General features: G+C 59.8%; 20 protein-coding genes. 5 read left to right on the top strand and 15 right to left on the bottom strand.

Features of this window, described 5'->3' with window-relative positions:
- Nucleotides 1-34 precede the first annotated feature (34 nt).
- Complete coding sequence (gene ftsY, locus BJP06_RS00770; protein WP_369822155.1) at nucleotides 35-1,588, bottom strand: signal recognition particle-docking protein FtsY; 1,554 nt, start codon at nucleotides 1,586-1,588, stop codon at nucleotides 35-37.
- Nucleotides 1,589-1,657: 69 nt separating this feature from the next.
- On the opposite strand from ftsY, the gene BJP06_RS00765 reads away from it, so the two are divergent.
- Nucleotides 1,658-2,182, top strand: coding sequence for an META domain-containing protein (locus tag BJP06_RS00765; protein ID WP_070362267.1), 525 nt, complete (start codon nucleotides 1,658-1,660; stop codon nucleotides 2,180-2,182).
- Nucleotides 2,183-2,197: 15 nt separating this feature from the next.
- Here the strand turns inward: BJP06_RS00765 and smc are convergent, their stop codons facing one another.
- From smc to BJP06_RS00730, 7 genes are all read right to left on the bottom strand, one after another.
- A complete protein-coding gene (gene smc, locus BJP06_RS00760; protein WP_071572498.1) occupies nucleotides 2,198-5,662 on the bottom strand; it encodes a chromosome segregation protein SMC in 3,465 nt (1,154 codons plus the stop codon).
- A 10-nt stretch (nucleotides 5,663-5,672) separates the two neighbouring features.
- Nucleotides 5,673-5,957 carry an acylphosphatase gene (locus tag BJP06_RS00755; protein WP_071572497.1) on the bottom strand — a complete coding sequence of 95 codons (285 nt, stop codon included), beginning with the start codon at nucleotides 5,955-5,957 and terminating at the stop codon, nucleotides 5,673-5,675.
- Nucleotides 5,958-5,960: 3 nt separating this feature from the next.
- A complete protein-coding gene (locus BJP06_RS00750; protein ID WP_070362264.1) occupies nucleotides 5,961-7,496 on the bottom strand; it encodes a sodium:alanine symporter family protein in 1,536 nt (511 codons plus the stop codon).
- A 28-nt stretch (nucleotides 7,497-7,524) separates the two neighbouring features.
- The gene (gene mutM / locus BJP06_RS00745; RefSeq protein ID WP_071572496.1) at nucleotides 7,525-8,361 is read right to left on the bottom strand and encodes a bifunctional DNA-formamidopyrimidine glycosylase/DNA-(apurinic or apyrimidinic site) lyase; all 837 of its coding nucleotides are present in this window, start codon (nucleotides 8,359-8,361) and stop codon (nucleotides 7,525-7,527) included.
- Between the two features lie 3 nt (nucleotides 8,362-8,364).
- The gene (rnc, locus tag BJP06_RS00740) at nucleotides 8,365-9,150 is read right to left on the bottom strand and encodes a ribonuclease III (protein WP_071572495.1); all 786 of its coding nucleotides are present in this window, start codon (nucleotides 9,148-9,150) and stop codon (nucleotides 8,365-8,367) included.
- The gene (locus tag BJP06_RS00735; RefSeq protein ID WP_070362261.1) at nucleotides 9,147-9,683 is read right to left on the bottom strand and encodes a DUF177 domain-containing protein; all 537 of its coding nucleotides are present in this window, start codon (nucleotides 9,681-9,683) and stop codon (nucleotides 9,147-9,149) included. The genes rnc and BJP06_RS00735 overlap by 4 nt, the downstream gene beginning before the upstream one ends.
- Nucleotides 9,684-9,746: 63 nt before the next feature.
- A complete protein-coding gene (locus BJP06_RS00730) occupies nucleotides 9,747-10,478 on the bottom strand; it encodes a DivIVA domain-containing protein (RefSeq protein ID WP_070363481.1) in 732 nt (243 codons plus the stop codon).
- 74 nt (nucleotides 10,479-10,552) lie between these two features.
- Between BJP06_RS00730 and BJP06_RS00725 the strand changes: the two genes are divergently transcribed.
- Entirely contained in the window at nucleotides 10,553-11,677 is a 1,125-nt protein-coding gene (locus BJP06_RS00725) for a glycerate kinase (protein WP_177224246.1), read from the top strand.
- Here BJP06_RS00725 and BJP06_RS00720 read toward each other — a convergent pair.
- Nucleotides 11,647-12,045, bottom strand: a complete 399-nt coding sequence (locus tag BJP06_RS00720) for a hypothetical protein (RefSeq protein WP_071572494.1) — start codon at nucleotides 12,043-12,045, stop codon at nucleotides 11,647-11,649. The two genes, BJP06_RS00725 and BJP06_RS00720, sit on opposite strands and share 31 nt — an antisense overlap.
- A gap of 39 nt (nucleotides 12,046-12,084) precedes the next feature.
- On the opposite strand from BJP06_RS00720, the gene BJP06_RS00715 reads away from it, so the two are divergent.
- The 3 genes from BJP06_RS00715 (at nucleotide 12,085) to BJP06_RS00705 (ending at nucleotide 17,219) form a co-directional block, all read left to right on the top strand.
- A complete protein-coding gene (locus BJP06_RS00715) occupies nucleotides 12,085-13,407 on the top strand; it encodes a DUF4921 family protein (protein WP_177224245.1) in 1,323 nt (440 codons plus the stop codon).
- A 98-nt stretch (nucleotides 13,408-13,505) separates the two neighbouring features.
- The gene (locus BJP06_RS00710; protein WP_071572493.1) at nucleotides 13,506-14,762 is read left to right on the top strand and encodes an amidohydrolase; all 1,257 of its coding nucleotides are present in this window, start codon (nucleotides 13,506-13,508) and stop codon (nucleotides 14,760-14,762) included.
- Nucleotides 14,763-14,822: 60 nt separating this feature from the next.
- Nucleotides 14,823-17,219 carry a glycogen/starch/alpha-glucan phosphorylase gene (locus tag BJP06_RS00705; RefSeq protein ID WP_071572492.1) on the top strand — a complete coding sequence of 799 codons (2,397 nt, stop codon included), beginning with the start codon at nucleotides 14,823-14,825 and terminating at the stop codon, nucleotides 17,217-17,219.
- Between the two features lie 139 nt (nucleotides 17,220-17,358).
- Here the strand turns inward: BJP06_RS00705 and pyk are convergent, their stop codons facing one another.
- The 6 genes from pyk to hisF form a co-directional block, all read right to left on the bottom strand.
- A complete protein-coding gene (gene pyk, locus BJP06_RS00700; protein WP_070478976.1) occupies nucleotides 17,359-18,804 on the bottom strand; it encodes a pyruvate kinase in 1,446 nt (481 codons plus the stop codon).
- A 110-nt stretch (nucleotides 18,805-18,914) separates the two neighbouring features.
- Nucleotides 18,915-19,805 carry a prolipoprotein diacylglyceryl transferase gene (lgt, locus tag BJP06_RS00695; RefSeq protein ID WP_071572491.1) on the bottom strand — a complete coding sequence of 297 codons (891 nt, stop codon included), beginning with the start codon at nucleotides 19,803-19,805 and terminating at the stop codon, nucleotides 18,915-18,917.
- An 18-nt stretch (nucleotides 19,806-19,823) separates the two neighbouring features.
- Nucleotides 19,824-20,618, bottom strand: coding sequence for a hypothetical protein (locus BJP06_RS00690; RefSeq protein WP_070362256.1), 795 nt, complete (start codon nucleotides 20,616-20,618; stop codon nucleotides 19,824-19,826).
- A gap of 103 nt (nucleotides 20,619-20,721) precedes the next feature.
- Entirely contained in the window at nucleotides 20,722-21,366 is a 645-nt protein-coding gene (locus tag BJP06_RS00685) for a TIGR02234 family membrane protein (protein WP_070362255.1), read from the bottom strand.
- Nucleotides 21,367-21,735 (bottom strand): phosphoribosyl-AMP cyclohydrolase, encoded by a 369-nt coding sequence (hisI, locus tag BJP06_RS00680; RefSeq protein ID WP_070362254.1) that lies wholly within the window; start codon nucleotides 21,733-21,735, stop codon nucleotides 21,367-21,369.
- Nucleotides 21,735-22,508, bottom strand: a complete 774-nt coding sequence (gene hisF, locus BJP06_RS00675; protein ID WP_071572490.1) for an imidazole glycerol phosphate synthase subunit HisF — start codon at nucleotides 22,506-22,508, stop codon at nucleotides 21,735-21,737. The genes hisI and hisF overlap by 1 nt, the downstream gene beginning before the upstream one ends.
- Nucleotides 22,509-22,544 lie beyond the last annotated feature (36 nt).

The following is a 22,544-nucleotide window of genomic DNA, read 5'->3' as shown; positions in this document are numbered from 1 at the left end:
CGCCTTTCCGCCCAACTGTTCACATCACGCCAGGCTATCCCAGCAGAGCATCCACAAAGCTCTCTACTTCAAACGGCGCGAGGTCATCGGCGCCTTCGCCAAGACCCACAAGTTTGACCGGCACACCCAGTTCCTCTTGTACCTGGAACACAATGCCGCCCTTCGCGGTACCGTCCAGCTTCGTCAGCACCACACCGGTGATATCAACGACCTCTCGGAACACTCGCGCTTGCGCAATGCCGTTTTGTCCAACCGTTGCATCCAGTACCAGGAGCACCTCATCAACAGTGGATTTCTTTTCGACGACCCGTTTCACCTTACCCAGCTGATCCATCAAGCCAGTCGAGGTGTGCAGACGGCCCGCTGTGTCGACAAGCACGACATCCGCACCCTCTTGCACGCCGGTCGCCACGGCGTCGAATGCGACAGAGGCAGGGTCTGCGCCTTCTGCTCCGCGGACCGTAGAGGCACCGACCCGACGCCCCCACGTCTCCAGCTGGTCTGCCGCAGCAGCGCGGAATGTATCCGCAGCGCCAAGTACCACCGAGTGGCCCATCGCTACGAGTACGCGTGCAAGCTTGCCCGTCGTGGTGGTCTTACCCGTGCCGTTGACGCCGACTACCAGGATCACAGCGGGCTTGCCTTCGTTCGGCATTGCGTGAATCGAACGATCGAGCTCTGGCTTCGCGGCTTCGATCAGGGTTTCCCGCAGCATTGCGCGTGCTTCAGCCTCAGATGTCACGCCTCGCTCGGCAATCTTCTGACGCAGTGCATCGGTAATGCGCATGGTCAGATCCGCACCGATATCCGCCATGATGAGGGTGTCTTCGATCTCTTCCCACGCGTCCTCGTCGAGGTCGCCCGCGGTAAGAATGCCAAGCAACCCTTGGCCAATCGCGTTCTGCGAGCGCGACAGGCGCCCGCGCAGCTTGCCCATCCGGCCTGCGGCTGGCGCGATTGCCTCGACAGGCTCGGAGGAGACTGGTTCGCTGACAATTGCGTCCTCGGTCGGTTCGGCGCCGTCTTCCAGGGCACGTTCCGCCCCGTCGACCGTTGCTGCGGCTGCGTCCGCTGCCTCTTGTGCTTCTTCGATGTCTTGGTGTTCGACGTCTGCTTCGTCGGAGGCGGGTTCTGCAGGCGCGGGCGCCTTTGGCTCTTCCGCGACCAGTGTCGGTTCCGGCTCCTTCTCAACCTCAGGTTTCGGTTCTACTGCAGGTTCAGGGTCGGCCTGCGGTTCCGGTACAACCACCGGCTCAGGCGCAGGCTCAGACGTCGACCCCTCGTCTACAAGCGGCTCAGGCTCCGGCATTGGCACAGCCTGAGCGGGCTTCGGATCGGAGGGGGCGTCGACACGCGGGATAGGTTCCTTTTCCTTCACTCCTGCTTGAGCGAAATTAAAACCCCCCTTTGCCTGGTAGTTTCCAGACTTCTCCTGCTGGGTAAGTTCTTTCGGCTCCTCGGTCTTTTCAAAGGAAACAGACTTTGCCGATTTCCGTTTATTGCCAACAATGATGATGCCCACAATGAGAATCACGAGCACCACAGCTGCGATTGCAATCCATAACGAGTACGTAGTCATGACTTCCATAGTGCCAAAGGCGCCCAAAAACTGTGTGGAATACCCCATTTATGCCAACAACGTGGTTGAATAAGGTTTATGAATACTCCCCCATTTTTGAAGAATCTGCCACAAGACGTTGCCCAATGGATCCTGCCAGTCCTCACAACACTGATTTCGCTGGCCGTCGGACTTGGCATCATTGCCTCAAGTGGCCAGCTTGGCAGCTCAAAGGTAGACGTGCCGAGCGTTGGCACCGACGCGCCGAAGGAGGCAGTGCCAGCGACTGGTGAGGCGCTCACCACCGCACTGAACACCACCTGGGCACCGCTGCCGTTGTATGACGGCGCTACTGTCCAATTTGTCAAGGAAGATAAGGGCTACGTGCTTGTAGGCGGTCCATGCAACGGCTACGGCGTCGGCTTCACCATTGACGAAGCAACTGGTGCGGTCTCCACGTTCAAGACGCCGACGACGAGGAAGGCATGCCCGTCTGAGGACACCATCTGGGAAAACACCACCAGCGACTTGCTGAAGCAGACCACGAGCCTGAAGGTGCTCGGCCAGGATAAACTCTTCGCAGTTGGTCCTGAGGGAACACTGGAGCTTGTTGTAAAGAACTAAGCCCCGCACCCCTATTTATGCGTCCGGATCGGAGTCAGGAGCTGACCCCGCCGGGCGCATTCTTTGTGAGAGCACCCTCGTTACACCATCACCGCGCATGGTGACACCGTAGAGCACGTTCGCCACATTCATGGTCGGCTTCTGGTGCGTGATCACAATGAGCTGCGAGTCCTGCCGCAGCTCCTCGAGCAGCGCGATCAATCGGCGCAGATTCACGTCATCGAGCGCTGCCTCCACCTCGTCCAGCACGTAGAACGGGCTCGGGCGCGCTCGGAAAATCGCCACCAGAAACGCCAGAGCAGTCAGCGACTTCTCCCCACCTGAAAGCAGTGACAGCCGCTTGACGCGCTTGCCCGGTGGGCGCGCCTCGATCTCGATGCCGGTGAGCAGCATGTCATCTGGTTCCGTGAGTATCAGGCGGGCTTCCCCACCGGGAAACAGCGTATGGAACACACGTGGAAACTCCTCCTCCACGTCGTGCCATGCATCCGTGAAGAGCTGCAGGATGTGGGCGTCGACATCCTCGATGACGTCGAGCAAGTCCTTTCGAGCCTGAATCACATCGGCAAGCTGGGTAGAGAGGAACGTATAGCGTTCCTCAAGCGCCTTAAACTCTTCGAGAGCCAGCGGGTTCACCTTCCCCAAAGAGCGCAAGTCTTTTTCGGCCTGGCGCAGTCGCTGGGTCTCAGTGGACTCGTCAAAGTCTTCTCCCGGCGCGAAGTTCGCGAGCAAGTCATCGACCGAAATACCGAGCGACTCGACGATCTTCTGCTGAGCTTCCTCAAGACGCACCTTCGCCTGCGACCTTGCAATGTCTGCGGCGTGCGCGCGGTCACTCAACCGATTCAGCTGCTGACGAGCAGCGCTGACCTGCGATCGCTCTTGTTGAATCCTGCCCTGCAGCGCAGCAAGCGTGCGCTGCAGCTCATCGCGCTGCGCGGTGGCTCGCTGTAATGCATCCTGGACTCGCGAGATCAGAACCTCCGTATGTTCCTTCACGGCTCCGGCGAGCAGGGCCTGGGACCGCCGACGTGCAACGGCTGCGTCATGACGCGCTTTTGCCTGGCGCTCGTTTTCCGCCTGGCGCCGCAACGCATCGCCCTTCCCCGCAATCGCCTGAGCGCGCTGTTGCGTCTCACGAGCAGCGAGAACCGCTTCCAGTTCGATCGCCTTCGCCTGCGTCAGTTGCTGGGATGCAGCATCACGGGCCTCGGGCGAAGGGCCTTCCGCAGCAGGAGTGTCGTCGATGCGAGAAAGACGCTCCTGGGTTTCCAGCAGTTGCTCACGGCGCTGAGCGAGCCGCTGCTCTGCCTCCTCAAGCTGCTGCGCGGCACGGACGCGCTCTTGCTCGGCCGTGTCCGATTGCGCAGCCAAGCGCTGATGCTCACGCTGCCACGACGCAACCACCGTGTCGTGCTCGCGCAACGCTGCCTTCGCCGCCGCAACATTCACCCGCGCGTCCTCGGCTGCGAGCTGCGCTCCCTCAAACGTGCCCGAGAGCTCCGCCAACGCGTGCTCTGCGGTGCGTAGGTCTCGCTGTGCGGCTTCAACCTGCGCGCTCACCTCGACCGTAGACGCACTCGCGATGCCTACCGACATCCAGCCTTCGCCGAATAGTGCCCCCTCTCGCGTCACAGCACGCAGTCGTGGGTCTGCCTTCACGACGTCCACGCCCTCCTGCGGCGTCTCCACTACAACAACGTCTGCCAACAGGCGCGCCACGGGGCCCGCGACCGAAACGTCGACGTCGAGGTGGTCGAGGAGCCAGTCATAGCACCCGTCGGTTTCAACACGCCACAGCGCGCCGCCGACTGCCTCAACGATGCTGGCACGATCTGCGGATTGCAGCTGCTCCACAACGTCCAAGTCGCGCTCGCCCACCAATGCCTCACTGAAGCCACCAAGCGCGGCAGCCAGCGCTCCTGCCAGGTCAGCAGGAGCCTTCACCAGTGATGCAAGCGCGGGATAGCCCCCGAGCATCTCCTCCGCGGTACGTGTTGGCATTTGGTGCTGCAGCGTCTCTATCTTCGACTGCAGCGTAAACACCGCCCGCTCATGCTCGCGCTGCTGCGTCTGTAGCTCCTGAAAGCGCTGCTCGGCGGCAGTGAGCTCTGAGCTTGCTTGCTCGTACTCATGGACGAGTGGCCCTCGCCGGGCTTCGAGCTCAGCGATCTTCTCAGCTACCTCCTCGGCTTCGCCGCGGGCACTGTGGGCCCGCTCGCTGCTGAGTGAAAGCTGCTCTTCAAGCCGGGTTGCCTCTTGCTCACCTCCGAGCACGGCCTGCTGGTGCGCCTCCTCTTGCGCCACCAGCCGCACAACGCCCTCACGGCGATCCGCTACCGCCTGAATCTGCGCCACGTGTTCGCGTTCAGCTTCATCGAACGCAGCCTGGTATTCGGCAACGTCTTCCCGAACAACCTCAAGTCGCTCCGCGGCTTCCTCGGCAGCCTCAATGGCCACCTCATATTCTTCGTCCGCTGCTGCCGCCCGAGCGAGCAGCTCCTCTGGGTCTTGCCCGTGGTACTCAGTCTGCGTGTTCAGGTTGTGCGCGCGTTCCTGTGCGATGCGCAACGTCGCGTTCGCCCGTTCCTCGAGAGATGACAGTGCAAACCAAGTTTCCTGTGACTCCTGGGCACGCGGCTGTACCTCCCGTTGTTCTTCCTCGAGCTGCGCGTACTGTTCCTCAGCGCTCTCGAGCGACGCGGTCACGGTCTCGACCTGTTCTTCGAGCAGCTTCGCACTCTCGTCACTTTGCGCATGCGCTGCTTGCAGCGTGACCATCTGGTGGCCGGCGAGGCGGAGCCGGGCGTCGCGAAGCGTGGCTTGCACAGTCGCGGCGCGCTTCGCGGCTTCGGCCTGGCGCTCCAGCGGCTTGAGCTGCTTGCCAAGCTCATCTGTCAGATCCTGCAACCTGTCGACGTTGCCTTGCATCGACTGCAGCTTGCGCTGTGCCTTCTCTTTACGACGTCGGTGCTTCAGCACGCCGGCGGCTTCCTCGATGAACGCACGGCGCTCTTCTGGGCGCGATTCCAAAATCTCAGACAGCTTGCCCTGCCCGACGATGATGTGCATCTCGCGGCCAATACCGGAGTCCGACAACAGCTCCTGAATGTCCATCAGCCGGGCTTTCGAGCCGTTAATTTCGTACTCGGAGGCTCCATCACGGAACATACGTCGCGTGATCGCAACCTCCGTGAAGTCCACTGGAAGGTGCTTATCGCTGTTGTCGAAGGTGAGTGTTACCTCTGCGCGCCCCAGTGGCTTGCGATCCCCCGCTCCCGCGAAGATGACATCCTGCATCTTCCCACCGCGTAGATTCTTCGCACCCTGCTCCCCCATCACCCAGGCAAGCGCGTCGACGACGTTCGATTTACCTGAGCCGTTCGGTCCGACAACAGCGCAGATGCCGGGCTCGAACTTCATCGTCGTCGAAGAAGCGAAAGACTTAAAGCCCTTCAGCGTCAACGATTTCAAATGCATTGTGGTGAGTTTACCGTTCGTGGAAGCCTTCCGCCCCACGAGGCTCACCGTACTGCGCGACTACTATGTCCACGTGGCCCGGTCGTTGCGTTGAGGAAGGCTGTTCTTCCAGTAGTCGCTTCAGCGTATCGACGTCCCCTTCGTCGCCTTCCGCGACTACTTCAACGCGGCCGTCGACAAGATTCTTCGCATACCCCTGTAGGCCGAGCTCCAAGGCCCGGCAGCGGGTCCACCAGCGGAACCCGACGCCTTGAACGTGCCCGTGCACAAACGCGGTCATACGAATGGTGGCCATCGGCTACTTCAAACCGCCCTGCTCGTTGTCTTCACCTACGGCGCGGGCCTCGGAAGCCGTGATGCGGTCCTCCAGGCTGCGGCGCGTGACCGGGTCGGAGCCGTCCCAGAACTCTACGTTCTTGACCTCAGGCATCATGTCGCGGTGGAACACCGGGTCGATGCCCTGGACGCGCTGCTCGTTGTAGTTCTTGAGCAGCTTGATGGCGACACCCGCAAGCGGGACGATCGCGATGATGTTGATGATGGCCATCGTGCCCGCCATCGTGTCGCCAAGCGACCACACCAGCGGAATCGAGCCGAACGCTCCGAAGAACACAAAGACGATGACACCGCAGCGGAAAACGTTCAGCACCGTCTTCGAGTCCGAGAGGTACTCAATATTCGCCTGCGCAAGGTAGTAGTTACCGATCACTGACGAGAACGCCAGGAAGAAGAGAATGAACGTGATGAAGTGCGTGCCCCACGCACCCACCGTTGCCGCCAAGGCGGACTGCGTCAACGATGCACCCTGTACATCATCCAAGCCGTAGTTGATCTCAGGGCCGAGCAGCACGACGAACGCCGTAATCGAGCACACAACGAGGGTGTCGAAGTACACGCCGAGCGTCTGCACCAGTCCCTGCTTCACCGGGTGCGATACCGTCGCAGTAGCCGCTGCGTTCGGAGCGGACCCCTGGCCGGCCTCGTTCGAGAACAGACCACGGCGCATACCCCAGACAAACGCCATACCCAGCGTCGCACCACCAACCTGCTTCAGCCCCAGGGCGTGGCCGACGATCAGCGCGATCATCCCTGGAACTTCCTGAATGTTCAGAATGACTACCAGCAGGCCAACCAGGATGTAGGCGACCGCCATGAAAGGAACGACGACCTGCGTGAAGTTCGCGATACGGGTCACACCGCCGAAGATGATGGCAGAAGTCAGGGCAGCAAGGATCACTGCCACAATCAGCTTCAGCGTCATCGAGTCGGAGCCAACAGAACCGCCGACGGCCTCAACGATGGAGTTCGTCTGAATTGCGTTGTACACAAAGCCATAGGTGAACGAGAGCGCGACAGCGAAGATCACGGCGAGCGGGCGCCACCCGAGTCCGCGCGTCATGTAGTAGGCGGGACCACCGTGGTAGTTGCCGCTTTCGTCTTTCGTCTTCCACAGCTGTGCGAGCGTGGACTCAACGAACGCGGTAGCGCCACCCACAATGGCGATCATCCACATCCAGAACACTGCGCCAGGCCCGCCAACCGAGATCGCGAGAGCGACACCAGCGATGTTGCCCGTGCCCACGCGGGAAGCAGCGGAAATGGTAAACGCCTTGAACGCAGAAATACCGCCGTATTCTTCGTCCAAATCGCGCCCGTCGCGGTCTTTGCCCTTCGGGGTCTCAGTGACCGCCTTGAACATTTCCGGAAGCAGTCGGACCTGTACGAACAAGGTACGTAGCCCGAAGTAGACACCCGCAGCAAGCAGGAGCCACGGGACAATGTCCCAGATGATGCCGTTGAGAGTTCCGTCAATGAACTCGGTTGCTTTTTCCATGCGGAGAATCCTAGTCGCAATGACAGGATTATTCGCGATTTTGCTCAGGATCCTGGCATGTTGGGCAGTAATAACTCGACCGCTGGTTCACGACCGTCTTCACAATGGCGTCCCCGCAGCGGGCGCAAGGTTCACCCGCGCGCCCGTAGGCATTCAGCGAGCGGGCAAAATACCCCGAGGCACCATTGACGTTCACGTACAAGGAGTCGAAGCTCGTTCCGCCTTGGGCGAGTGCACGCTCCATGACGTCACGTGATGCGTCGAGAAGCTCGACCGCACTCTCCTGAGCGAGTGTATCTGCCCGTTGCCACGGCGCGACTCGCGCGGCCCACATTGCCTCGTCAGCGTAGATGGAGCCAATACCGCTCACCACGGCTTGATTGAGCAGCACCGTTTTGACGGCCGATCGCTTTTTACGCATCAACGCCGCAGTTTCGTCAACATCGAAACCCGCCTCGAAGGGATCCATCGCGATGTGGCTTGCACGTTCTGGGATGCCATCGACAAGCTCGCAGTACTGCCACGAACCGAATGTCCGCTGGTCAACGAATACCAGCTCAACGTCGCCCATTCTGGCGCGAATTCGCGCATGCGGGCTATCTACGCTGCCCGGCGCGCCGACCAGCATCTGTCCGCTCATTCTAAGGTGCACCAGGAGGCAGGCTCCGTCGGACAGCGTCAGCCAGAGGTACTTGCCACGGCGACCGGTGCCCGTGACGCGGAGCCCGGGAAGAGTTGTTGCCAAATCGACGGTGTTATCCCTGACCGCCCTGGGGTGCGCGACCTCGATGCTGTCGAATGTCCTGCCAACAATGTGCTCGTTCAGGCCACGACGCACGACCTCAACTTCCGGCAGTTCGGGCATCAGCTACGCCTTGTCGTGGGTCTGCTGCTCAAGAACGAGCGCTTCCGGGTGCTTCTGAAGGAACGCCACTGCTTCCCTGGCTGCTTCTTGCTCGGCGAGCTTTTTGTTGTGCGCCACTCCACGTCCGCGGTTTTCACCAAGAATGATCGCGTACGACGTAAATTCGAGGTCGTGCTCGGGGCCTTCAGACGTCGTTTCGTACTCGACCATTGGGATGCCACGTTCCGCGAGGCGTTCCTGCAGCACAGTCTTCCAGTCTTGCCTGTGGCCGTGTGCCGTCGCGTTGTGGAGCTTCTCGTGGAAGAGCTTAAGAATTACGTCGCGGGCTGCTTCGAATCCGTGCTGCCGATAGATCGCGCCAAAGAGCGCCTCCGTCGTGTCGGCGAGGATGGACTCTTTGTCCCTGCCACCGGTATGCAACTCGCCTTTTCCAAGCAGCACGTACTTACCAAGCTCGATGCCACGGGCGACATCCGCCAACCCGTAGCGTGACACAATTGAGGCCCGCATCGGGGAGAGCACCGACTCGGAGCTCGAAGGGTAGATCTCGAAGAGCTTCGTGGCTACGGTCAGACCGAGCACTGCGTCTCCGAGAAACTCAAGCCGCTCGTTATTTGGCAGGTAGTCGTGCTCGTTGGCAAAGGAGCGATGTGTCAAGGCGAGTCGCAACAGTTCGTCGTCCAGATCCACACCCAGCCACTCGAGCAGAGGCGCATGGTCTACTTCGGAGAACGCGCTGTTCCACGCTTCTTCGCCGCTGACGCGATTCTTCTTTGAACGCCGGCTCATAGGAACTTCTCCAATCCAGCCCAGCGCGGATCCACCGCGTCGGTTGCTTCGCCGCTGATGCCGTCTGGTGCCGGAACGTCGCTGTCTTCGGGGCATGCAGGCTGGCAGGTCGGGTTAAACGGCAGTGTGAGGCCAGCTTCGTCGACGAAGGCCTGCTCGAGATCAACCGTTTCTTCCACGATGCGCATGATCTCATCCCCGGATCCTGCGTCTTCCTCTACTTCTTCATCACCCTGGATGAAGTCGTCGCCGTTAGAAAACACCTGGGAGACACGCAGCGTTTCCGTCGGCTGCAGGGTGCGCAGGCAGCGTACGCACTGCCCTTCCAGTACCGCGGTCACGGTGGCGTCGACCATCACGCCAGAACCGAGCGGGGTCACGGTAGCGTCGACGGCCACCTCCTGGCCTTCCGGAATTGCGATCATCTCCGGCCCGATGCGGGAAGGAGCTGGGCCCACGTTGTGGACAACTACCGGCATGCCGTCGCCGTGCAGAGCGTCAGCTACTTGAATAATGAAAGGATTTTTAGCCATAGCAACCCAAACTCTACATCGGTTTTCTTCCGGAAGTGCTACCTGGTTTTCTCTTGTGCGTTCCTAATGCTCGCCGTAGTCGTAACGCTCCGCGCGTTGGCTGCCGCCTGAGACGCCGGCGCCACGCCGGAGCGCAGAACGGTCCTTAGATACTGTGCGAAGCACTGCGGAAAGTGACTCCTCAAACTCCGCAAGCTTGGAATCCACAAACTCGTCGCACTCCCCGCGCAGACGCGAGGACTCCGCGTGTGCCTGCTCGACCAGGCGGTGCGCCTCCTCGTCTGCGCGACGCATGACCTCTGCCTCGGAAACAAGGTGTTCCTGCTGCGCCAAGCCCTCATCAATTGAGCGCTGGTATTCTTTCTGACCGTTTTCAACCAGGCGCTGAGCTTCTTCCTGTGCTCGCGCCACGGTGGCTTCCGCGTCTTCGCGTGCGCGGCTGACCATATCGCGGGAGTCCTCTTCAGCGTTGGTCACCAGCATGGTCGCGTGGGACTGGGCGTCGTCAATCATTTCTTGAGACTGCTCGTTTGCCTCATCCATAATGTGCTTCGCGTCTGCATTGGCTTGAGCCACCAAATCGTCCGCGCGTTCCTGTGCACCATGCAAGATAGCGTCCTGCCGGTCGAGGACATCTTGAGCGTCGTCCATCTCATTCGGGATTGCGTCACGAATATCGTCTAACAGCGCAAGCACTTCGTTGCGCGGCACGAGGCAAGAGCTTGATATTGGCACGCCGTAGGCCTGCTCGACGATTTGGACGAGTTCATCAAGTGCTTCAAAAACGCGATACATGTCGGTCATCGTACCCGAGAACCACTGCGCTGAGTGTGCAACACAACGGAAGGTATGCACTACACTTTGCCCTCATGGATGAAGCATTGCGTACCCCAACCACAGTCACCATCGCCCCAGACGCATTCAAAGGCACGGCGTCGGCTGAGCAGGCCGCAACGTGGATCGGAGAAGGCGTCCGCGAGATATTAAAGGACGCAACCATCAAACTCGCCCCAATGGCCGACGGCGGCGAAGGCACCTCCGAACTGTTCAAGGGCGAGCGCATCACCCTGCCCACCACGGACGCCGCGGGGCGCCTCACGGAGGCTACCTACACCTATGATGCCGCTTCAACCACAGCGTTTATCGACGTCGCTGCCGCCTCTGGGCTACCCGCCGTCGCAGATTCACCAGTTCCGTTGACCGGCGATACCTACGGCACCGGAGTGCTCATCGCCGACGCACAAACCCGTGGCGCAACACGGATCGTGCTCGGCTTGGGCGGCTCGGCAACCACCGATGGCGGCACCGGCATTCTCGTAGCCCTTGGCGCGAACCCCGTCGACGCTGAGGGCTATCAACTCAAGCCTGGCGGCGGCGACCTCGAGCGCCTCGCGAACCTCGATACCGCAAAGGTCAACATTCCCGCAGGCGCGCTCGACTGGGTACTACTCACCGATGTGGATTCGCCCGCCACGGGACCGGAAGGCTCCGCCGCTGTATTTGGACCTCAGAAGGGCGCTTCCGAAGAAGACGTGGCCAAGCTCGACCGCGGGCTGGCCAGGCTGTGCGAAGTAGCAGGTCTCGACCCCACTACCCCGGCCTTCGGGGCTGCGGGCGGAATCGCGATCGGCATCACCTGGTTATCAACGCTCCTGCACGGCGATGCCAGCCACGTCTCCATCTCCCCCGGTGCGCCCGTCATCGCGAACGCCAGCGGGCTCGCAGATCTTATCGCACAGTCCGGACTCGTCATCACCGGCGAGGGACGCTATGACGCCCAAACCGCCGCTGGCAAGGTTGCCAGCACGGTAAGCGACCTTGCCGCTGATGCAGGTGCCGTCTGCGCCATCGTCGCGGGCAGCTTCGACGCTGAGCCCGCGGGAGGAACCATCGCGGTGCCCCTAGAAAATATCGCGGACACCAGCGAACAGCTCCGCCGCGCGGGACGCGAAGCCGCTATTCGCTACCTGAATACCTCGACAGCCCAGGGATAAAGCGCCGGCGACTCAAACTGGTCTTGCTGCTCGAGCGCCACGGGGTCTGCCGGAAGCTGCACCCGGGGAGCCAGGATCCGCGACAGGCCCATCGCCAGACTGTTGAGGCTCCTCGCGCCCTCAACTTCAATGTCGTAACGCTGGATCGCAGCACCGTCCTCCTCGGCGGACACCTGCCTATCCTGCAGGTAGGTTGACTCCAGTTCCGAAACGACGTCCCCTGGCAACGCCACGTGCGGGGTGTGCACGACGCTTCCCGTTGTGAGCTTTTCGCGCCGCACCAAAATATCAAGCGCCCGCTGGTATGCCTCCGCCAACTGCGTTGCCGACGCGTCTGGGGCAAGCACGTGGAACTGAATGATCGCCATGACGAACAGGCTAATACACCGGGGAGTACCCTAGCAGGTATGACTTTTCCAGTGCATTCGTATCGCGACGCCCTGACCACCATGGCCGACGGAACGATCAAGCAGGTCAACCCATTTTCTGGTACCGAAGTCTGGACAGTCCCAGGCCGCGGAAACCGGCCCCTTTCCCGCCCGACCGGCACCCCGCACCCATTGAGCGAGTCAGACTTCCACGAGCACTGCAACTTCTGCGACGCCCACCAGCTGCGCACCCCGCCCGAGAAATCGCGCATGGTGCGAACTCCTGACGGCTGGGAAATCCGGCGCAATTCCATGCCCGAAGAGCTCGACACCACCACTGCCGAGTTCCGGCGCGTCCCTAACCTCTTCGAAATCGTCTCCTACGACTACTGGGCAAAAAACTACGGCTACACCATGTCGAAGTCGCAGCAGGAACACATGGACCGCTACCTGGCAAACCCTGCTGGCAAAGCACACGTACTGGACATCGTGCGCACCCGCCTCAAAGCCTCCGGGGAGAACCCCGACCGCGACGAAGCATCGCTTCTCGAGATCGCGCCCGCGTACTTCGGTGGTGGCCACGACGTCATTATTTCTCGACACCACTTCGTCGACGGCGCCACCGACGATACCCAACTGGCAAGCTCAGGCACCCTGACCGAAGACGAACACGATGCCTTCTTCAGGTTCACCGTCGATTCCCTCCACGACCTCGTCGTCAAGAATCCCTACTCTCCGTATGTCGTGGTTTTTCAAAACTGGCTTGCACCGGCTGGTGCCTCCTTTGACCACCTGCACAAACAGCTCGTCACTGTCGACGCGCGTGGCGTGCAAGCAGATATGGAAATCGCCAAGCTACGACAGAACATCAACATGTACAACGAATGGGGCCTGAATTACGCGTTCTATCACAACCTCGTCATCGCGGAGAACGATTACGCCATCGCTATTGCAGGCATTGGGCACCGCTACCCCACCGTGTCTATCTACTCCAAGTCCGCGACCTGTGCCCCCTGGGAACAGTCGGAGGCGGAGGTACGCGGAATGTCCGACCTCGTGCACGCTATCCATGCAGCGATGGGACCTGACGTTGCGTGTAACGAGGAGTGGCACTACAGGCCTGTGGATCTGGATCTACCTATGCCTTGGCGAGTGAACATTAAGTGGCGCATTTCGACGCTTGCTGGCTTCGAAGGCGGCACCAAAATCTACGTCAATACGCTTTCTCCGTTTGATATTCGCGACAAAATGGTAAATAAACTCTACCGGCTACGCGACACGGGAACTGTGACAAAGTCACTGCGTATCGCCACTGAATGTGCTCCGTCACGCAACTCGTTACTCTATAACCCAGTCCTTTAATCAAAAGTTGTTTATACCTTCCTCACAAAAGACTGGTATTACTTAATGGTGATGGTAGTTAAGCAAGCACGTGCGCAGTGACGCACAGAGGGACGCACATGAGCAACATCAACGATATTCTCAACAGTTACGTCGTTGACGAATCGTGGCAGCGTGCATTCTACGAATTCATGCACACTACGCCCGAGCTGTCGATGCAAGAAGAGGAAACGCACGAGCGACTCCTCGCCGAGCTCGCACAGTTCGACTGCGAAGTCGTTGCACCCCTCGGAGGCTACGGAATCTGCGCGATCTTTCGCAACGGTGACGGGCCTTCCGTACTGTTCCGTGCCGACTTCGATGGACTCCCAGTTACGGAAGCCACCGAAGTTCCATACGCTTCAAAAAAGAAAGTGCGTCTTAAAGACGGCACTAGCGTCGGCACCATGCATGCTTGCGGCCACGACATGCACACCACCGCGCTTCTCAGCATGTGCAGCTTTATAGACAACACCCGCCATACATGGCGCGGAACGTTCATCGCGCTGTTCCAGCCAGGAGAAGAGCTGGGGGTAGGGGCAGAAGCGATGGTCAACGACGGACTTCTTGAGCGCATTCCGCGCCCGGATGTCTGCTTTGGCCAACATGTAATGCCCGGACCTGCGGGAACCGTGATGTCAAAGGCGGGTCCCCAGTTCGCGGCATGTGACTCCATCAGGATTACGATCCCGGGGCGCAGTGCGCACGGCTCGATGCCGCACAACGCCATCGACCCAACGTTTACGGCCGCGATGATCATCGCCCGTTTGCAAGGGCTCGTTGGCCGGGAAGTTGATCCTTCTGACTTTGCAGTTGTCACCGTTGCTAGCCTGCACGCTGGAACAACGAACAACATTATTCCGGACGCTGCGGAGCTCGTACTCAACTGCCGCTTTTATCAAAATAAGACGAAAGCGCAGATGTATGCCTCCATCGAGCGGGTAGTTCGCGCAGAGGTGCAAGCATCGGGAGCCACTGAGGCGCCAACGTTCGAGTATTTCGCTCACGGTGAGCTCATGAGCAATGACGCCGAGGTGTACGCCAAGGTCCGCCAGTCTTTCGACGCCGTCTTCAAGGATTCATCTGCTGACGCCACTCGGAAAACAGTTTCGGAGGACTTTCCAGTTATTCCTTTGGCGTTCGACGTGCCGTACTTCTACTGGCTGATCGGATGTACTCCGAAAGCGCAGTGGGAGAAGGGCGTCGCGGCAAACAGGGTTGCGGAAGATATCCCCGTCAACCACATGCCGACCTTCTTACCGGACTACGCCCCAACGGTGAAGGCAGCTACCAACGCCGGACTCACGGCGGTTCTGACGTATCTTGCTCAGCCGTAACGCCGTTACGATTGAGCTTGACGCATTCCAATTCGATACATCAAGAGATCTGAGGTTTTTATGAAGAACACTGTAGGAACATCGGTACCGGCACTGCAGGACACTGTCGTCGGCCATGTTCGTGGTTTCTCTGGACGCAACCCGCAGGCATCCACCAACAACAAGTTCTGGACCGGGCTCTCGGCCGCTGTTGTTGAGCAAATTGCTGACAAATGGGATGCAACCCAAAAGGCATACTCGGCAACACGCCAGCAAGCGTACTTCTCCGCTGAGTTCCTTCAGGGCCGCGCACTGCTGAACAACCTTACGAACCTGGGCATGGTGAAAGAAGCTGAGGCAGCTGCTGCTGAACTCGGCCATAACCTGACCGATGTTCTTGAGGCAGAGCACGACGCCGCGCTGGGCAACGGTGGCCTTGGCCGTCTGGCTGCATGCTTCCTTGACTCCGCAGTGACGCAGGACTACCCGGTCACCGGCTACGGTCTGCTCTACCGCTACGGCCTGTTCCGTCAGGAGTTCGTCGATGGCTTCCAGAAGGAGCACCCGGATTCCTGGAAGGAGTCGTTCTACCCATTCGTTGTTGAGCGCACATCCCAGGAGCGCATCGTGAAGTTCGACGACATGACGGTTCGAGCAGTACCGTTCGACATGCCGATTACCGGCTACGGCACCGATAACGTTGGTACCCTTCGTCTGTGGGACGCATCCCCAATCCACGAGTTCGACTACGATGCGTTCAACTCGCAGCGTTTCTCCGACGCCATCCTGGAGCGCGAGGCTGTCCACGACATCACCCGCGTGCTCTACCCGAACGACACCACGTACGCTGGCAAGGTGCTCCGCGTCCGCCAGCAGTACTTCTTCGTCTCTGCTTCGCTGCAGGAGATGATCGACAACTACATCGAGCACCACGGCGAGGATCTGAGCAAGTTCCACGAGTACAACTCAGTGCAGCTCAACGACACCCACCCGGTGCTGGCGGTTCCGGAACTCATGCGCCTGCTCATGGATGAGCACGGTCTGGGCTGGGATGAGGCGTGGAACGTCACCACCCAGACCTTCGCGTACACGAACCACACCGTGCTCCAGGAGGCTCTGGAGACTTGGGACGAGTCCATCTTCAAGCAGCTGTTCTGGCGTATCTGGGAAATTGTCCTGGAGATTGACCGCCGCTACCGCCTCGACATGGAGTCCCGTGGCATTGGCCCGGAGGACGCACACCACTACTCCCCAGTCCACGACGGCAAGGTGCACATGGCGTGGATCGCCTGCTACGCTTCGTACTCCGTGAACGGCGTGGCTGCGCTGCACACCGAGATCCTGAAGCGCGACACACTCAACTACTGGTACTCCATGTATCCAGAGCGCTTCAACAACAAGACCAACGGTGTCACCCCACGTCGCTGGCTGCGTATGTGCAACCCGCGTCTCGCATCCCTGCTCGACCGCCTGTCTGGTTCTGATGAGTGGACCACGGACCTGTCCAAGCTGAAGGAGCTGCGCAAGTACGCTGATGATCCTGCAGTGCTCAAGGAACTGCGGGAGATCAAGGCTGCTAACAAGCAAGACTTCGCTCGTTGGATCGAGCAGCGTCAGGGTTCTGTCATCGACCCGGACTCCGTCTACGATACGCAGATCAAGCGTCTGCACGAGTACAAGCGTCAGCTGATGAACGCGCTGTACATCATCGACTTGTACTTCCGTATCAAGGAAGACGGCGAGACCGACGTACCGAAGCGCACCTTTATCTTCGGCGCGAAGGCTGCACCTGGTTACACGATGGCAAAGGGGATCATCAAGCTCATCAACGCCATCGGCGAGCTGGTGAACAACGACCCAGTCGTTTCGAAGTACCTGCATGTGGTCTTCGTGGAGAACTACAACGTCTCCCCTGCTGAGCACATCATCCCGGCAACGGATGTTTCCGAGCAGATCTCGACGGCCGGCAAGGAGGCGTCGGGCACCTCGAACATGAAGTTCATGATGAACGGTGCGCTGACCTTGGGCACGATGGACGGCGCAAACGTGGAAATCGTTGACGCTGTCGGTGAAGAGAACGCCTACATCTTCGGCGCTCTCGAGGAGGATCTGCCTGAGCTGCAGCGCTCCTATGACCCGAAGGCTACCGCCGAGCAGACCTCAGGCCTGCACCGTGTGCTCAACGCACTGGTCGACGGCACCCTGGACGACTGCGGCACCGGCGCGTTCCACAACATCCGTGCTTCCCTGCTCGAGGGCTTCGGCTTCGACGAAGCTGACGTCTACTACGTGCTGGGTGACTTCGCGGACTACCGCGCAACCCGCGACCGCATGGCCAAGGAGTACTACGAGGACCCAGATGCATGGGCACGCAAGTGCTGGATCAACATCTGCGAATCCGGTCGCTTCTCCTCTGACCGCACGATCCGCGATTACGCGAACGAGGTCTGGAAGATCGAGCCGACGCCGATTAACTAGCCTGTAGCTCCTACTACAAAAGGCCTGCCGCTGTTGCTTCGCGGCAGGCCTTTTGCATGTCCCCTTGTATGTAGCGAGCTACAAGCCGAGATGAAAAACACCCCGGAGCAGCTGCCCGGGGTGTTCTCCGATTTGGAACTTAGTCTTGTTCCTCTTCCTTCTTCTTCGACCAGTAAGCCTCCTCGCCCAGCTGGTGGACGTGGACCGTGTTGGTCGAGCCTGCAACTCCTGGAGGGGTACCTGCAACCATCACCATGGTGTCATTCTCCTGGTACTCATCCATCGCCAGCAGGTACTTGTCAACGGTGGCGATCATGTCATCCGTGCTGTGCACCGGCGGGCACAGGAAGGTCTCCACGCCCCAGGTCAGTGCGAGCTGCGAGCGAACCTCCTGCTTCGGAGTAAACACGAGCAGCGGCAGGTCTGGGCGCAGGCGCGCGACGCGTCGAGCGGTGTCGCCAGTCGCGGTGAACGCCACGATTGCGCGTGCGTGCAGACGGTTTGCCACATCGTTCGCCGAGTAGGAGATCACACCACGGCGGGTACGCGGGATGTGGTTCAGAGGCGGCACCTTGTCCATAGCCTCAGCGGAGCGGACAATGCGGCTCATCGTGCGGACCACGTTGTGCGGGTCAACGCCAACGGAAGTCTCACCGGAGAGCATGACGGCGTCTGCACCATCGAGCACGGCGTTCGCAACGTCGGAAGCCTCTGCACGCGTCGGACGCGAGTTATCAATCATCGAATCCAGCATCTGCGTAGCGACGATGACCGGCTTCGCGTTTTCACGAGCGATCTGGATGACGCGCTTCTGCACACCTGGAACAAGCTCAAGCGGAATCTCAACGCCGAGGTCGCCACGGGCAACCATCACGGCGTCGAATGCCAGGATGATTGACTCCAGGGCGTCGACTGCTTCTGGCTTCTCCAGCTTCGCGATGACTGGGACACGACGGCCAACTTCGTCCATGATCTCATGAACCAGGTCAACATCTGCCGGAGAACGCACGAAGGACAGCGCGACGACGTCGACACCCATCTTGAGTGCGAACCGCAGGTCCGCCTTGTCCTTCTCGGACAACGCCGGGACGGAGATGTCCATCCCCGGCAGGGAAACACCCTTGTTGTTGGAAACAGGGCCACCTTCGGTCACGCGGCAGACAACGTCGTTGCCGTCGACTTCGACACAGACCAGACCGACCTTGCCGTCGTCGACGAGCAGGCGGTCGCCCGGCTTCGCGTCCTTGGCGAGGTTCTTGTAAGTCGTCGAGACTCGATCGTGCGTGCCTGGCACGTCATCGACTGTGATGCGGACCGTTTCGCCCGTCTCCCAGACGGTGGCGCCTTCTTCAAAGCGCCCAAGACGGATTTTCGGACCCTGAAGGTCGGCGAGGATGCCAACTGCGTGTCCCGTTTCATCGGTGGCTTCGCGGACCCAGCGGTAGTTCTGCTCGTGGTCCGGATAGTCGCCGTGGGAGAAGTTGAGGCGGGCGACATCCATGCCGTCGCGCACAAGTCCGAGGATTGCTTCTTTGCTGGCCACAGCAGGGCCAAGCGTACATACGATCTTTGTTCTTCTATCCACGAGATCCAACCTAGTAGCGATTCAACAATTACCGGTGGTTTCAAGGCCAGATAGTGTGTGAATTCTCCACTGCCGTATCGTGTGGCCTATCTTCCACTTCGGATACCACCCTACCCCGAATCACGATTCGTATCATCATTATCGTTGTGAACGAGTTCTTTCTCGGCTTCTCTCCCACGTGGCAATAGGAAGAAAATCCCAAGTGAAACAACAAAAAGCAGGCCTGAAACCCACGTGTTCACACGCAACCCCAAAATTAGTGTTGCGACGTCAGTACGCATCAACTCGATTGCAAATCGGCCCATCGTGTAGCCAGCAACGTATAGCCAAAATACCCTGCCGTGTCCGAGCCTGAAGTGCTTATCTGCCCAAAGCAGGAAAGCAAACACAAGCAGATTCCACACCAACTCGTAGAGGAACGTCGGGTGAACGCTCGCGATGACCTCACCGGTAGAACGCCCTGTCAGCGGAGCGAACGCCCCTTGCTCGTCAACGCGGTAGTAGATATCCAACGCCCACGGTACCGTCGTTTCAGCACCATAGAGTTCCTGATTGAACCAGTTCCCAAGGCGTCCCACGGCCTGGGCCAACACGATGCCTGGCGCCAGCGCATCGGCAACAGGCCCAACAGCAATCTTCTTCCACCGCAGCAGCAACCACACGCTCGCCGCGCCCAGTGCGACTGCGCCCCAGATGCCCAAACCACCCGCAGTAATGTTCAGCGCCTGCAGTGGATCTTTGCCGGGGCCGAAGTATTTATCATGATCCGTCAGCACGTGGTAGAGCCGACCGCCAATGATGCCCATGGGGATAGCGACAATTGCCGCGTCCCAAATCACGTCGGGATCACCACCACGCGCACGATAGCGTCGCGTGCCCACCCACATTGCAAGCAGAATGCCGGTGATGATGCACAGCGCGTACGCCCTCACCGGGAGCCAGCCAATGTGCCACACACCCTGTGGTGGCGAGGGAATGTTTGCCAGAATCGTAGTTTGCACGCCCCCTAGTGTGCCTGATTATCGGCGGGAAGCGCACGCGGGGTGTCGCCCGGCGGTAGCAAGTGAAGGAATAGCCGCTTCGGCATTCGCCAAAATGGCGTCTGCTCCTGCGGCAGCGACGTTAAACAGATCACGCGGAGTCAACACATCCGCCATCATCACCACGCGGATCTTGCTCGGAAGGCCTGCAACAAGCTCACCCAGTGCGAAGTGATCAGTCTCCCCCGATGGACGTTTCGGTGGCACAACAGCCAGCACGGATGCGCCCGCCCGAAGCGCACGTGCCGCCTCCTCAGCGTCTCCGACTTGTACGAAGGCCGACATGCCAAGCGTCTCCGCTCTATCTAGCAACGCCTCCAGTCGCGGCTGCTCAAGAATATCTGCACGAAGCACAAGCGCATCGGCTCCATAGCAGCGAGCCTCGTGCACTTGGTACGGATCAACAATCGTATCCAAGCTCACCACCGGTATATGCACTGCTGCCCTCGCTGCGTCCATCTCAATGTTCGCGACCTCACGGCCAAACAGCGCACCCGAACACGCGAGCAGCTGCGCCCCCTGCATCTCAAGCTCCACTGCGGCAAGTGCCGCTCGGTGAATCCGTTGCTGCGTAGTCCGGACGCCGTGCTGGTTGTACTGTACCTGGGCAATAATTGCGCATCCGTCTGAGTCAACGGCCGCGTATGCGTCGCGCGCAGATGCAGCCGCCCGCGAGCGATCCTTCACCTCTTGAAACGACACCAAGGACTCACGGCGTGCGACCTGCCGCTGCACTGCAGCGAAGAGATCGCTGTGTACATCCGTGGCACACATACTCGCCTCCCGCGTGACTCCGAGGTGAAAGCCTATTGTTGCAGTTGCCAGCGTAGCCCGCGCGTATTTAGTTCATGAAATTTCACGGGGGTATACCGAATATTTATCGGCGTGCCTCATCATCCGTAGGGTCAATTCCGGAGTCCAAGGCGTCCCACATCACGCGCCCAGAGTCCGGTCGAGCTTCGAGATCTTCACCTAGCTTTTCACGGCGCACAGCCTCTGTCTCATACTTGTTGAGCTTCGCGGAATCTACACCGGGCCGCATTACAACCGTGAGCGCTCCAATAAGCCCCAGGAGCGCCCCCAAGATGACCAGGTAAATGCCAGCGCTATGCTGCTGCACCTGTGTGATCTCCGCCCACGCGGCAATCGCCCCGTCACTGGCTGCTCCTCCCTGCTCCCCGCTTCCGGCACTCAGCAGTGTGTGCAAACGCTCCAAGTCAGGCTCGGCTAATAAGGTTCGCAAGCCCGATACGCCGGCGCCCACGGCGCCTAGTGCGGCCACCACACCTACTATTCGACGCCCAACTCGCCGCAGCGCGAATATCGCAATCATTGCAACGATCAGAATGAGCGCCACTGCCGCGATCTCCGTAGACCACATTGAACCATCGACGGTAGTGGTACTGGCTCCAGCGCGGTCGTCGAAAACTTCGACAGTAAACCAGTCCATCCTGGACCCCACCCACGCCAGCGCGCCACCGACGCCCACCAGCAGTGCGCCGACGCGGTTCGCCGTATTCACCTAGATATCCTCCAACAGCAGATCTGCATCGAAGCACGTACGGTCCCCCGTATGACAGGCACCATCCGTCTGGATCACCTTCACCAGCAAGGTGTCGCCGTCGCAGTCGAGGCGCACCTCGCGGACCTCTTGCACAGCGCCACTGGTGAGCCCTTTTACCCAGTATTCGTTACGGGAGCGAGAGAAGTACGTCCCTCGTCGCGTTTCCAGCGTGTACGCCAGCGCTCGCTCATCCATCCAAGCCATCATGAGGACCTCACCGGTGTCAGCAGCCTGCACCACGGCGGGAACCAGGCCGCGGTCGTTCTTCTTCAGCCGAGCAGCAATTGCAGGATCCAATACGGCATCTTCTGGTCGTAGTTCAGTCATCAGCGAACCTCAAAGCCCTCATTCCGAAGCGCATCCTTTACTTCCGCGATGCTCACTTCGCCGAAGTGGAAGATCGACGCCGCAAGTACGGCGTCTGCGCCCGCTTTTACTGCTGGCGGGAAGTCTGCAGCATTGCCAGCGCCACCGGAAGCAATCACCGGGATGCTTACCGCTGCTCGAACCTTCTCCAACAGCTCGAGATCGAACCCTTCCTTGGTCCCATCTCCGTCCATCGAGTTCAGCAAGATTTCCCCCACACCCAGGTCTTGTCCAGTGCGAGCCCACTCCACCGCGTCGAGACCAGCTGAACGCGTACCACCGTGCGTGGTCACTTCAAACCCAGACGGCTGCGGAAGCCCACCATTCGGCACGCGACGCGCGTCGACAGACAAGACAATGCACTGCGCTCCAAACTTCTCGCTGAGCTCACGCAGTAGCTCTGGCCGGTGAATCGCCGCTGTATTCACACTGACTTTGTCCGCGCCAGCACGCAGCAACTCAGAGACGTCTTCGACGCTTCGAACGCCTCCGCCAACGGTCAGCGGGATAAATACCTGCTCTGCGGTCTTACGGACGACCTCAAGCATCGTTCCACGGCCCTCACGCGACGCAGTTACGTCCAAAAACGTAAGCTCATCAGCGCCTTCCAGTCCATACCGCTGAGCAAGTTCTACGGGATCACCAGCGTCCCGCAGGTTTTCAAAATTTACGCCTTTTACCACCCGCCCGTCGTCCACGTCGAGGCAAGGAATCACACGGATTGCAACAGACAAGGTAATTACCCTCCATACATGTTTTGTGCCACGCTA

It is taken from the genome of Corynebacterium sp. NML120713, from assembly GCF_001875735.1.
In the GTDB taxonomy this organism is placed as follows: domain Bacteria; phylum Actinomycetota; class Actinomycetes; order Mycobacteriales; family Mycobacteriaceae; genus Corynebacterium; species Corynebacterium pseudogenitalium.
Note: the sequence above shows the minus strand (reverse complement) of the source record. Positions and strands in the feature narration are given on the sequence as shown.

Coding starts and splice junctions, on each gene's coding strand:
- smc (WP_071572498.1), bottom strand. CDS start 5,662: ATGCATTTGAAATCGTTGACGCTGAAGGGCTTTAAGTCTTTCGCTTCT.
- BJP06_RS00720 (WP_071572494.1), bottom strand. CDS start 12,045: ATGGCGATCATTCAGTTCCACGTGCTTGCCCCAGACGCGTCGGCAACG.
- BJP06_RS00705 (WP_071572492.1), top strand. CDS start 14,823: ATGAAGAACACTGTAGGAACATCGGTACCGGCACTGCAGGACACTGTC.
- ftsY (WP_369822155.1), bottom strand. CDS start 1,588: ATGGAAGTCATGACTACGTACTCGTTATGGATTGCAATCGCAGCTGTG.
- BJP06_RS00750 (WP_070362264.1), bottom strand. CDS start 7,496: ATGGAAAAAGCAACCGAGTTCATTGACGGAACTCTCAACGGCATCATC.
- BJP06_RS00755 (WP_071572497.1), bottom strand. CDS start 5,957: ATGGCCACCATTCGTATGACCGCGTTTGTGCACGGGCACGTTCAAGGC.
- BJP06_RS00765 (WP_070362267.1), top strand. CDS start 1,658: ATGAATACTCCCCCATTTTTGAAGAATCTGCCACAAGACGTTGCCCAA.
- rnc (WP_071572495.1), bottom strand. CDS start 9,150: ATGAGCCGGCGTTCAAAGAAGAATCGCGTCAGCGGCGAAGAAGCGTGG.
- BJP06_RS00730 (WP_070363481.1), bottom strand. CDS start 10,478: ATGTATCGCGTTTTTGAAGCACTTGATGAACTCGTCCAAATCGTCGAG.
- BJP06_RS00725 (WP_177224246.1), top strand. CDS start 10,553: ATGGATGAAGCATTGCGTACCCCAACCACAGTCACCATCGCCCCAGAC.
- BJP06_RS00710 (WP_071572493.1), top strand. CDS start 13,506: ATGAGCAACATCAACGATATTCTCAACAGTTACGTCGTTGACGAATCG.
- BJP06_RS00735 (WP_070362261.1), bottom strand. CDS start 9,683: ATGGCTAAAAATCCTTTCATTATTCAAGTAGCTGACGCTCTGCACGGC.
- BJP06_RS00690 (WP_070362256.1), bottom strand. CDS start 20,618: ATGTGTGCCACGGATGTACACAGCGATCTCTTCGCTGCAGTGCAGCGG.
- BJP06_RS00715 (WP_177224245.1), top strand. CDS start 12,085: ATGACTTTTCCAGTGCATTCGTATCGCGACGCCCTGACCACCATGGCC.
- hisI (WP_070362254.1), bottom strand. CDS start 21,735: ATGACTGAACTACGACCAGAAGATGCCGTATTGGATCCTGCAATTGCT.
- mutM (WP_071572496.1), bottom strand. CDS start 8,361: ATGCCCGAACTGCCGGAAGTTGAGGTCGTGCGTCGTGGCCTGAACGAG.